Source organism: Coprococcus sp. AF21-14LB (assembly GCF_003458885.1).
Classification (GTDB): domain Bacteria; phylum Bacillota; class Clostridia; order Lachnospirales; family Lachnospiraceae; genus UBA9414.
Map to the genome: position 1 here is coordinate 1 of NZ_QRVX01000086.1, position 6053 is coordinate 6053.

The window sequence follows — 6053 nt, forward strand, 5'->3', positions numbered from 1 at the left end:
TCTGCGGCATTTTTTCTATTATAGCAGAGTACCTGATAAATTAAAATAATTGTAAGATATATGCCGCAGTGGCGGAACTGGCAGACGCACAGGACTTAAAATCCTGCGAAACTTATACTTTCGTACCGGTTCGATTCCGGTCTGCGGCATTTATTATTAAAAGTATCGTCGAAAGAGGATACTTTTTTTGTTCTTTTACAAAAGACTTGCGCTATTCATGGATTCTTCCGGGAACCACTTATAGCGCTTTTTTCTTGCAAGGAATCGTAATCATTGTGATATAATCTTGGCGATTTCGTAAAGACATCTCGTTTAATCCTTCTTCATAGGCATATCCATATAATTCTAACTCATTTTCTGCTGCAAAATTGCAGATTTTATCGTAGACAGTGTGAAGACGATCCCAACTGCCAATGCAGTAGGTTCGCAAATACGTGCCTGGCAGTCTCAGAACATCGTAGATTCTATATCTGTTCGTCCATAGGCGAAGAAGCAGTCATATTTGTGATATTGTCTGTGTAAAATCTGTTCTGCCGAAATGCGGCTTCCAAAATTATCATACAATCCAAAAATAGACTTTAAACGAAGAGAAAACTCACTGGCGACAATGAAATCATCATCATCATATGCTCCGGTAATAGGACTGCTGAGCAAAATACGTTGTTCAGGGAGTGAAATTACATTTATTTCATCTTCTTTTGCAGTAAGACTCAATGACAACTTGTTTGATTTTTCTTCTAAAAATGTTTTTATATTTAAAAGTTCCCGGATCGATCTATCAATGAAATCTTTTTTCTCAGCGATTAGTTCGGCAAAAGAGCTTCCGGAAGGACTTTGTTGGTAGTGTATAATTTCCTCTATAGACAATCCAATCTTTCGAAGTGTCATAATCAGCTCTAATTGTACCGTCTGGAAACAGGTATAGTATCGATATCCATTTTCTGCTTTTACTTCCGGAGAAAATAATCCAATCTCGTCATAATAATGTAATGTACGTTTGTTAATCCCATTAAGTTTTGCAAACTGACCTGTTGTATATAAAAATTTTTTATTTTTCATTTTAATCACCCTTGACTTTACAGTTACTGTACACTTTATAATATCACAAGACAAAGGAGACTACAAGAAGATAGGAGTAGAGAGATGGAGTTTTTGAATGTAAATCAGAAGTCATGGAAAGAAGTTAGAGAAATCTATTTGGAAGCATTTCCAAAAGCAGAGAGAAAACCTTTTTTTACAATCCGTCATTCGGTGAAAAAAGGGAAAGCGCAGATATTAACAGCGATAGAAGACGGAATTTTGCTGGGATTTGTTATGGTAATTCCATACGAAAAACTGGTCATGGTAGATTATCTTGCTGTTTCAGGACGGATTCGAAGCCGGGGAACCGGAAGTAAAATTATGCAGGAAGTATGCAGACGCTTTTCAGGAAAGAAGATTGTTCTTTTGATAGAACAGTTGGATGATCATGCTGCAAATAAAGAACAGAGAATAGCCAGGAGAAAATTCTATCTCAAAAATGGTTTTACTTCTTCAAAGCTTTACATTACAGGGCATAGTGGAAATATGGAGATTATGAATTACGGTGGAATGGTTTCGCGAGAAGAATATATGAAACTTCAGAAATATGCACTAGGGAGCTTCATGTTTCAATTGTCGGGAATTAAATTGGCAGTTTAAGAAAGGAAGAGTATATGAAAACAATATTTTCAAAAGTCAAATTAAAAGGGCGGCAGATTTTACTATTGTCTATTTTGATTTTATTTGCAGCAATTGCAGAAATGATGCTGCCGTCTTTACTTGCACAAATGATTAACAGTGGAGTAACAGACAATTCTCAGAATATGATTTTGGTACTTGCGGTTATTATGGCGGGAGTTACTGCACTTGCAGGAGTTGTGAATTTTTTATCTGTAAAAATTGCATCCCGCATTTCAACAGATTTTTCAGCGAATCTCCGCGAACAGGTATTTGAAAAAGTTCAGAGTTTTTCAGCGGCAGAATTGGATCATTTCGGAACTGCAAGTCTTGTTACAAGAAGTACGTCAGATATCACGAATGTTCAGAATTTCCTTACGATGCTTTTGCGGATTGGAATTCTTGCGCCGATGATGGCGATTGCCGGACTTGTCTTTTCAGCTGCGACTGGGGGAAAAGTCAGTTCTGTACTTAGTGTTGCAATTCCGGTATTATTGATCGGATGCGGCATTATCATTTTATTTGCATCACGGTATTCGATCAAATTGCGACAGAAGCTTGATAGAATTAATCAATTGTTTTTGGAGTCATTGGAAGGTGTCAGAGTTATCAGGGCATTCAATAAGCAAAAAACGGAAAGCTATCGATTTGGAGAAGCAAATAAGGATTATGCTGCTACTGCAATGCTGTCAGGAAGAATTACAAGTCTTCTGTTACCGGTGATTAATGTGATTTTCGGGGTGACAACAGCAGCGGTATTAGGTTTGGGAGCACATTATGTTGAGACAGGAGCTATGGAAGTTGGTTCTTTAGTGGCAAACAGTCAATATATCAGCATGGTACTTATGTCAGCAATGATGCTGGCGCTTGTTATTATGATGTTTCCTACGGCATATGCCTGTTCTAAGCGTATTGGAGAGGTGCTGGAAACAGAAACAAGTATCAAGGATGGTTCATTTTCTATGAAAGACCGTCCGCTTCGCTCCACGGTAGAATTTCGCCATGTGACATTTGCCTATCCGGGAGCTGAGGAACCAATTTTAAAAGACATTAGCTTTGAAGCACATCCAGGAGAGATTACGGCAATTATAGGAGGAACAGGAAGAGGAAAATCGAGTATTTTGAAATTGATTCCACGGCTGTATGATCCCCTATTTGGAGAAGTTCTTATTGACGGTGTGAATGTAAAAGAATACGCAGTAGATGAACTTCGTTCTTTGATTGGTTATGTTCCTCAAAAGAATGTTTTATTTTCAGGGGATATTGCTTCTAACCTGAACTTTGGCAAAAATCATGGAACAGAGCAGGAATGGATGACAGCAGCAAAAATTGCATGTGCAGAGGAATTTATTTTGAAAAAAGAAAACGGATATCATGAGGCAATTGCTCAGGGCGGAACAAATCTTTCCGGTGGACAGAGGCAGAGAATGGCGATTGCAAGAGCTGTTATGAAGGAACCGGAAATCTACGTTTTTGATGATAGCTTTTCTGCATTGGATATGAAAACAGATCAAGTGCTTCGGAAAAATTTGAAAGCAGCGATGGGAAATGCAACAGTGATTATGGTTGCACAGAGAGTTAGCACGATTCTTGATGCAGACCGTATTTTAGTCGTTGATGATGGGATGATTGTTGGTCAGGGAACGCACAGAGAACTTTTAAATACATGTCCGCTTTATCGGGAGATTGCGGAAGTCCAACTGGGAAAGGAGGCAGTTTCATATGAAAAAGCATACATTTAAGAGATTGTTTGGGTATTTAAAATCCTATCGGCTTAGGCTGTTCTTTGTTTTGTTGTTTGCTTCCGTCAGTACAATTTTCACTGTAATGGCGCCGTTTGTGATCGGAAAAGTGACAACAACTTTATTTGAAAGTATTCGAGATGGTATATTTTACTGGGAAACAATCCTTTGGCTTCTTGCTGTGCTGGTAGGACTATATCTCATTTCGCAATTTTTTGCATTTTTACAGGGATTTCACATGGCTAAGATTACAGCAAATGTTATGAGAGAGATTCGTAGTGATATCGACAGTAAAATGCACAGATTGAAATTAAATTATTATGATATACATACACATGGTGATATCCTTAGTGTGATTACAAATGATGTAGATACGATTAATAATACTGTAAGTCAAAATCTTACATCAATTGTAACACAGATTATTACTGCGATAGGCATTTTACTTATGATGCTGACGATTAGTCCAAAACTGACGCTCATTCCCATTATTATGGTTCCGCTATCTTTGTTAAGTGCAGCCGGGGTTATGAAATCCGGCGGAAAACATTATGAAAGACAGCAGGAATTACTGGGGGAATTAAATGGATATATAGAGGAAATGTATAATGGTCAGCAAGTAGTTCAGGCATTTAGTTATCAAGAAAGAGCAAAAGAACAGTTTCATGCTCTGAATGAAAATTTGAAAAACAGTTCCTATAAGGCAGAGACAATTGCGGGGGCAGTCAGTCCGATTACAACTTTTGTAAATGATATGGGATATGTAATCTGTGCTGCGATTGGATGTCTGCGTGCCATAGGCGGTTTTATTACCGTAGGAAATGTACAGGCGATGCTTGAATATACAAGACGGTTTGCAGAACCATTTTCTTCACTGGCAGGAATGGCGGGAAGCTTTGGAGCAGCAAAGGCTGCCGGAGACAGAATTTTTGCACTATTGGATGCAGAAGAAGAGCTGCCGGAAGCAGAGAATGGAATCATTCCGGAAGATCGTTCCGGCAGTGTGACATTTGAAAATGTTCAGTTCGGCTATACGCCTGATCGGATGTTGATGAATGGAGTGAATCTAACTGTGAAACCGGGACAAAAGGTAGCAATTGTAGGACCGACGGGGGCAGGAAAGACAACTCTGATCAATCTTTTGATGAGATTTTATGAGCTGAATGGTGGTGCGATTACAGTGGATGGCGTCAATATATGTGATATGCCAAGAGAAGAACTGAGAGACCGATTCGGTATGGTTTTACAAGATACATGGCTTTTTGAAGGAACAATTGCAGATAATCTTGGTTATGCAGAAGAACATATGGATAGAAGTAAAATTATCGCATCAGCGAAGTCAGCCTGTGCACATAGCTTTATAAAAACGCTCCCGGGTGGATACGATATGATGCTGTCAAAAGGAGCAGAAAATATTTCACAGGGAGAACGACAGCTTCTGACGATTGCAAGAGCAATTGCGTCAGATCCCGAAATTATGATTCTCGATGAAGCGACAAGTAATGTAGATACCCATACAGAAGTTCTGATTCAGCGAGCAATGGCAGAACTTATGAAAGGGCGCACCAGTTTTGTAATTGCACATCGGCTTTCGACAATTCGGGATGCGGATATGATTTTATACATGGAAGATGGAGATATTAAAGAAGTTGGAAATCATGATGAACTGATGGCAAAAGAGGGAAAATATGCAGCACTCTATAATAGTCAGTTTGCATAATTAGGAAATTCTATATTTGATTTTAAAGATTATTTTGCCCGCAGGACGAGAAGATGTTCTGCGGGCAAAACAATAGAAAAGAGCAAAAAAGTTTGACAGGGATTATTGATCGACAGTGTAGTGAAGCATTTGCAGCATTTTTTCTTTTAGTTTCTCATTATCCAGTTCGGGATGTTCACATTTCTGATGGAGTGCTTCCTTACAGAAACATACGCTGATGTCATTAATAATTTCTACATTTTCTTTTGTAACACGCGTCCGAGAGTCTCCAATCAAAGGGAGAAGAATCTTCAGACAGCGCTCAGAATAATTTTTTCCAAAGTACATTGCTTTAATATCGTCGCTGTATTTATTTTGTTCTTCAGGAAAGAGATCGTAATAAACATTCAGAAATATATGCAGATTGTCGCTGTGTTTTCCGAAGAAAAAGTTATGAAAAATACAGGAATGCTGAAATGCCGCATCAGCAAAATAACTCCAGATTGCATAAAAATTATCGTAGGCATCGGCATCTTTTAGACTCTGGGATTCAAGGGCGATGCTGTAATCCTGAAACTGTTTGATAGAAGCCAGCATAATCAGTTCATCCAGATCTTCGAAATATAAATAAATAGTTGAATTATGAAACCCGGCTTGAGTTGCAATTTTACGAATAGAGATATTTTTGAGCCCATCAGTTTCCAGAAGAGCCTGGGTTACTTTTACAAATTGGATAAGATTTTTTCTTTTTTGTTCGTCAGTTGTATAATTTATCATTTCTAAATACACCTCGTTATAAAAATCATCGACAGAATTAGTAAGGTATGTATGCAGCAAGAAGATTTGAAATTTTCTGTAATTTTTAGTATATATTGCATTGCACAACTATTCAAGTAAGGAATCCACATTTTTTG

At 38.1% G+C, this 6053-nt stretch carries 6 protein-coding genes and 1 tRNA gene; 4 read left to right on the forward strand and 3 right to left on the reverse strand.

Annotated features, from left to right (window positions below; all coding sequences use genetic code 11):
- Nucleotides 1–62: 62 nt before the first annotated feature.
- Nucleotides 63–149 (forward strand) — tRNA-Leu (locus tag DWX73_RS12680).
- 89 nt (nucleotides 150–238) lie between these two features.
- Here DWX73_RS12680 and DWX73_RS14180 read toward each other — a convergent pair.
- Nucleotides 239–430, reverse strand: coding sequence for a hypothetical protein (locus DWX73_RS14180; RefSeq protein WP_242996901.1), 192 nt, complete (start codon nucleotides 428–430; stop codon nucleotides 239–241).
- Nucleotides 431–447: 17 nt separating this feature from the next.
- Complete coding sequence (locus DWX73_RS12685; RefSeq protein WP_242996902.1) at nucleotides 448–1059, reverse strand: MerR family transcriptional regulator; 612 nt, start codon at nucleotides 1057–1059, stop codon at nucleotides 448–450.
- An 84-nt stretch (nucleotides 1060–1143) separates the two neighbouring features.
- On the opposite strand from DWX73_RS12685, the gene DWX73_RS12690 reads away from it, so the two are divergent.
- From DWX73_RS12690 to DWX73_RS12700, 3 genes are read left to right on the forward strand one after another with little or no spacing between them, the layout of a single operon-like run.
- A complete protein-coding gene (locus DWX73_RS12690; protein WP_118349078.1) occupies nucleotides 1144–1680 on the forward strand; it encodes a GNAT family N-acetyltransferase in 537 nt (178 codons plus the stop codon).
- Between the two features lie 14 nt (nucleotides 1681–1694).
- Complete coding sequence (locus DWX73_RS12695) at nucleotides 1695–3440, forward strand: ABC transporter ATP-binding protein (RefSeq protein WP_118349079.1); 1746 nt, start codon at nucleotides 1695–1697, stop codon at nucleotides 3438–3440.
- Nucleotides 3421–5160: an ABC transporter ATP-binding protein gene (locus DWX73_RS12700; RefSeq protein WP_118349080.1), complete on the forward strand. Its 1740-nt coding sequence runs from the start codon at nucleotides 3421–3423 to the stop codon at nucleotides 5158–5160. The genes DWX73_RS12695 and DWX73_RS12700 overlap by 20 nt, the downstream gene beginning before the upstream one ends.
- A gap of 102 nt (nucleotides 5161–5262) precedes the next feature.
- Here the strand turns inward: DWX73_RS12700 and DWX73_RS12705 are convergent, their stop codons facing one another.
- On the reverse strand, nucleotides 5263–5916 hold the full coding sequence (locus tag DWX73_RS12705) for a TetR/AcrR family transcriptional regulator (protein WP_118349081.1): 654 nt from the start codon (nucleotides 5914–5916) through the stop codon (nucleotides 5263–5265).
- Nucleotides 5917–6053 lie beyond the last annotated feature (137 nt).

Coding starts and splice junctions, on each gene's coding strand:
- DWX73_RS12705 (WP_118349081.1), bottom strand. CDS start 5,916: ATGATAAATTATACAACTGACGAACAAAAAAGAAAAAATCTTATCCAA.
- DWX73_RS12700 (WP_118349080.1), top strand. CDS start 3,421: ATGAAAAAGCATACATTTAAGAGATTGTTTGGGTATTTAAAATCCTAT.
- DWX73_RS12690 (WP_118349078.1), top strand. CDS start 1,144: ATGGAGTTTTTGAATGTAAATCAGAAGTCATGGAAAGAAGTTAGAGAA.
- DWX73_RS12685 (WP_242996902.1), bottom strand. CDS start 1,059: ATGAAAAATAAAAAATTTTTATATACAACAGGTCAGTTTGCAAAACTT.
- DWX73_RS12695 (WP_118349079.1), top strand. CDS start 1,695: ATGAAAACAATATTTTCAAAAGTCAAATTAAAAGGGCGGCAGATTTTA.